General features: G+C 40.3%; 6 protein-coding genes. All 6 read right to left on the bottom strand.

Annotated elements, in window-relative coordinates; all coding sequences use genetic code 11:
* Positions 1–291: 291 nt before the first annotated feature.
* The 6 genes from O9295_RS26460 to O9295_RS26435 all read right to left on the bottom strand — a co-directional run bounded on the left by O9295_RS26460 (position 292) and on the right by O9295_RS26435 (position 3,104).
* Positions 292–549, bottom strand: coding sequence for a ribbon-helix-helix domain-containing protein (locus O9295_RS26460; RefSeq protein WP_288036242.1), 258 nt, complete (start codon positions 547–549; stop codon positions 292–294).
* A 535-nt stretch (positions 550–1,084) separates the two neighbouring features.
* Positions 1,085–1,519 carry a type II toxin-antitoxin system VapC family toxin gene (locus O9295_RS26455; protein ID WP_288036241.1) on the bottom strand — a complete coding sequence of 145 codons (435 nt, stop codon included), beginning with the start codon at positions 1,517–1,519 and terminating at the stop codon, positions 1,085–1,087.
* Entirely contained in the window at positions 1,519–1,890 is a 372-nt protein-coding gene (locus tag O9295_RS26450) for a hypothetical protein (RefSeq protein WP_288036240.1), read from the bottom strand. The genes O9295_RS26455 and O9295_RS26450 overlap by 1 nt, the downstream gene beginning before the upstream one ends.
* Before the next feature lie 249 nt (positions 1,891–2,139).
* Positions 2,140–2,547, bottom strand: a complete 408-nt coding sequence (locus O9295_RS26445; protein WP_288036239.1) for a type II toxin-antitoxin system VapC family toxin — start codon at positions 2,545–2,547, stop codon at positions 2,140–2,142.
* Positions 2,544–2,786, bottom strand: a complete 243-nt coding sequence (locus O9295_RS26440; RefSeq protein ID WP_002797536.1) for a hypothetical protein — start codon at positions 2,784–2,786, stop codon at positions 2,544–2,546. Before O9295_RS26440 ends, O9295_RS26445 begins: the two co-directional genes overlap by 4 nt.
* 87 nt (positions 2,787–2,873) lie before the next feature.
* Complete coding sequence (locus O9295_RS26435) at positions 2,874–3,104, bottom strand: ribbon-helix-helix domain-containing protein (protein WP_249267811.1); 231 nt, start codon at positions 3,102–3,104, stop codon at positions 2,874–2,876.
* Between the last annotated feature and the right edge of the window lie 721 nt (positions 3,105–3,825).

Here is a 3,825-nt window from a genome sequence, read left to right as displayed (position 1 = left end):
AAAATTGTCTGAGCAATTTTTTGATAATTGACCACTGTTACATTTGGTAAATCGAGGAGTTGATCAAAATTTATCCACATAACCCACCTCCTGTTCTGTGTTACTATTATACCATGCTCACACAGAACCTAGAAGAGCCGAATTTGTTCCATATCTCGAATGGCTTCAGTAGAAATGATGTATTGATTTATAGCGGTTCTCGCATCTGTGCGGCACACTTAAACCTTTGCTGATTAAGCTGTTCAGGATCGGGAATGTACCTCTTGTGAATCAGAAACGCTATATAAATATTTAAGCTTCACAGTTTTTTGGAAGTCTTGTTCTAAGTTGAGCGATTGCGGTTTCTCCATCAATCCCTTCGCTTCGATCTAATTGTTCGGCGGTAATATCAATTTTTTGGCCAACTTCTTCTGCCCATTGTTGATATTGATCGCGTTTACTGAGTAATTGTAAGGCTTCGGCAATAACTTCATCTGGATTGGCATAACGCCCTGTATCTAGTTTGGCTTCGATCAGCTTTTGGTGTTCGGGTTTTAAAGTTAATTTCATGGTTGTTAAGGCTTGACTTTTTTTCATTATAGGTTTGTCGCGGTGAAATCATTCCGGGTTTGCCGAGGCAGAATGATCATTTTAGAGATTCCCAATCTTCTTGATCCACGATAGGACTGACAATATCCCCTAAGGTTTTGCCTTTACCGATTAAATGAGCAGGGGTCGTGCGTTTTACTTGGGTCGAGAGAGATGGTTCTTCTTCAATGATAATGATGGCGCGAACATTCTGTACTTTGGGCTTTTCCCCTAGCCATTGGCTGCGGTCTTGCGAAGCAAGTGCCTACGGCATCGCCCTCTCAGGTCAAGTCATAATGTTTGAGCATGGTTAAGATTCTCTAACAATTCTTTTAACTAAGTCTACGGTATTGCAATGATAGTTTAGTTTAGTCTGAATTAGGAGTTTCGGCAGAAAAGGGTCTATATTCTTCTTAAAAGTCAGGGTTAGGCGATTGCCGTTATGCTTGATAAATTTCCTGACGATGCCCGATTTTGTGGAGATCAATAATGAAATACTGCTCTAAGCAATCAAATTCTAAGTAAGGTTATTAAAATTGGAATCCTGAAATAAAATCCGAAAGTTCTCTTGGGTGAAGTGTTTGTCATGGGTTAAGACTTCTATAATGCCTCTTTGTTTCATTACAATCATAGAGATGCAATCTGTGAGGCTATAGCCTTTATCTAGACGGTTGGCATAAAGTTCTACACCTGATTGAATTAAATAGGAATCAACGCTAATAATTTGCAGATTTGGAGAGGTTTGGATTTGGCGATAGAAATTGACGACACCTTGTTTCATGGGTTGATCAAATTTGGCAAAAAAGTTGAGATATTCCACCAAGACTAAATCGGTTGTAATTAAAGAATAATCTTGAATTAACGTACTAAAAGCTCGCACTTGTCTATGCCATTGATCTTTAGCATGAATCAAGGCAACCCAATAAAATGTGTCGGCGAAGAGGGTCTGCATTATTCTTGAGGAGAATTGCCATAAAGATAGTAATCCAAGTTGGCCGCCGCATCGGTGGGGATCTGGTCAAAGGATTCTTCAGGGATGGTGGCGATTATTTCATCGGCGATTTCCCAAATCGGTTTGTTAGTTTGCGGGGAAGGGGCGGAAGTTTTACATTCCCAATCTTCTTGATCCACAATAGGACTAACAATATCCCCTAAGGTTTTGCCTTTACCGATTAAATGAGCAGGGGTCGTTCGTTTTACCTGGGTTGTGGGAGATGGTTCTTCTTCAATGATAATGATGGCGCGAATATTCTGTGCTTTGGGTTTTTCCCCTAGCCATTGGATATGATCGCCTTCGATGGTCACGTCATAATGTTTGAGCATGGTTAAGGTTCTCTAACAATTTTCTTAACTAAGTCTATGATATTGCAGTGATAGTCTAGTTTAGTCTGAATTTAAGAGGTTCGGCAGAAAAGAGTCTATATTGTTCTTGAAAGTTAGGGTTAGGCGATCGCGGTTATGCTTCTTTAATTTCCCAACGATGCCTAATTCTAATGATCTCGGTTATTCTTCTTTAATTTTCCGACGATGCCCGATTTTGTGGAGATCAATAATGGGATTCTGTCTGAGTTATCAAAAAAGAATAGTTAGACCTTCTTGGGTAAAATGTTGATCATGGGTGAGTATTTCATAAATTCCCATTTGTTTCATCACCATCATTGAAATGCAGTCGGTAAGGCTATAGCCTTTATCTAGACGACTGGCATAAAGTTCTATTCCTGGCTTTCTTAGTTCTTGATGGTAAGAAATTAGTTGAATGCTGGGATCATCAAGAATACTGTGATAAAGTTCTACGGCCTTACCGCGCATAATGTCGCCTTGTTTGGAGAAATGAGCAAAAATTTCATCAACAATACCGTCTGTCATCACTAGCGATACATGAGGGTTAGATTGGCTCCATTCGATGACTCTGAGATGCCAAGTGTCTCTAGGACTAAGCAACGCTATCCAGTAAAAGGTATCGGCAAAAATTATTTTCATTCTTTACGTTTTGGTGTGCCATAAAGATAATGATCGTGTTGTTCGGCTCCGTCGGTGGGGAGTTGAGCGATAATTTCTGGCGGAACATCAGCCATAATTTCCTGAGCGATTTGCCAGATGGGTTTACGAGTTTCAGGATATTTTTCTGAGCGTACCGACAAGAGGAAGTCGAGAACTTCTTGTAGGAGTGGCTCGGAGCTTTTTTCGATTTCCTGTAGGAGTTGTTCTTTGGCTGTCATGGCTGGTTTGGGATGGGGGAATACTCGATATTATAGAATATTATAGAGATTTATCGGGCGATCGCTGATTGTATCGCGGTTTCTCCATCAATTCCTTCGCCTCTTCAAGAAAGTCCCCTTTTTTAAGGGGGATTTAGGGGGATCAAACTCGATTGCCCATTGTTGATAGCGATCGCGTTTACTGAGTAATTGTAAGGCTTCGGCAATGATTTCATCTGGATTGGCATAACGCCCCGTATTTAGTTTGGCTTCGATCAGCTTTTGGTGTTCGGGTTTTAGGGTTAATTTCAGGGTTGTTAAGGCTGGGCTTTTTTTCATTATCGGTTTGTCGCTGTGGGATCATCCCAGGGTTGCCGAGGCAAGAGGTTTCTCTCGTTTCTGCGGTGGGGTGGGTTTCTGGGCTGTGGAGATCGCGGTTCTTGATGTAGATCGCTGTTTTTGTGGTCTTGGGTATGAGTTAAAAGTTTGGGGTTGGGAGAGTGGGGAGATTGTCAGGATATTTTGACAAGGGTTGGGCTTAAGTTGGTAAAGTTGGGGATTTTTCCCAAGTTAAGGATTTTTGCGAGAGATTCGAGGGGCTGGAAGTTATGTGGAGTAGGGGATTGGGGAATTTTATGGATTTTTTTCTTAAGTTGGTAAACTTTGGTTGCGTTGGGTGTTGATCTTAAATAAGATGTCTTTGTTGGTTAAGAAAAACTTCTAGCGATCGCTCCATCTAAGAGTGATATACGGAGAGATTTTAGGAAATATGAATATTTAACCTATGGATTACACGGGATTACACGGAAATTTCTGTGTACGAGGTTAGTTTACATATGTAAAGTTATTGTTGTGTACATCATCAATTTACAAAAGGAGACACCTAGTATGGCTAAACGAGTAGAAGCAGATATCCTGATTAGGGACTTCCAGAGAATAAAATACCCAACAAAAAAATAGAAAAGTGTTTTTTTGAAAAAGTAATTATTTTTGTCTAGGAAAACAAAGAGTCTCCCATTACAACCTATTTTTCCGAAAAAATAGGCAGCACAAACTCTTA

The organism is Microcystis sp. LE18-22.4A (assembly GCF_027531105.1).
Taxonomy (GTDB): Bacteria; Cyanobacteriota; Cyanobacteriia; order Cyanobacteriales; family Microcystaceae; genus Microcystis; species Microcystis aeruginosa.
This window is presented reverse-complemented; position numbering and strand designations above follow the sequence as displayed.